This window comes from Clostridioides sp. ZZV14-6154 (genome assembly GCF_020657785.1).
GTDB lineage: Bacteria > Bacillota > Clostridia > Peptostreptococcales > Peptostreptococcaceae > Clostridioides.
On sequence record NZ_JAGWCY010000032.1, the window covers coordinates 1 to 741 of the forward strand.

At 29.7% G+C, this 741-nt stretch carries 2 pseudogenes; both read right to left on the minus strand.

Features of this window, described 5'->3' with window-relative positions:
* Positions 1–99: 99 nt before the first annotated feature.
* Positions 100–261: pseudogene (locus KGF45_RS19540) on the minus strand (recombinase family protein); the annotation flags it as partial.
* Between the two features lie 87 nt (positions 262–348).
* Positions 349–612, minus strand: a pseudogene (locus KGF45_RS19545) (fumarate hydratase C-terminal domain-containing protein); the annotation flags it as partial.
* Between the last annotated feature and the right edge of the window lie 129 nt (positions 613–741).

The following is a 741-nucleotide window of genomic DNA, read 5'->3' on the forward strand; positions in this document are numbered from 1 at the left end:
TATTTTAGATTTTTGTTCATCAGAGGGGTTAATCTCTATCTTGTATGCTCTTTTCAATATCTTCATCCTCTCTAATCTTTTTCTTGTATTTTCTTAATCTATTATTCCTTTAGAATTGGCATATTGTTTAAGAAATTCAACTTGATTTTTTAAATCATCTTTTTGATTAGAGGTTGAAACCCTTGTATAAATAACTATTTTTCTATTATCTGTTTCTTTACGTATTCCTGTATATTCTAGATATTGTTCATAAGTTTTAAATATATTTCTATTTTCTAAGTACAACTCCTTAAAATGTGTACAATTAAATTGTTTTGTATTTTTAGTATTTATATAAATTTTCAAAATTTATTTACATTCATAAATTGCTCGTCCTTGCTCGTAGATATTATTTCCATAACTATCTATAGCTACTGTAAGTTTAAGGTCTTCTACTACAATCTTTCTTATAGCTTCAGCACCTAAGTCTTCATATGCAATAATTTCACATGATTTTATCGAATTTGAAATGTATGCACCAGCTCCTCCTATTGCTGCAAGATAAACTGCTCCATACTTCTCCATGCCTTGTATAACTTCTTCACTTCTTTTTCCTTTACCTATCCTGAACCTCCCATGACTAAAGTCACAGGGTTCCTGCTTCATAGAATTTTGCATACTAAAATATGTCTTACCAATTCTCCACAGGCTATCCCCGTAGTCCCTACGGTTCTTACATAAGTTATCTATCTTAAACTGTTA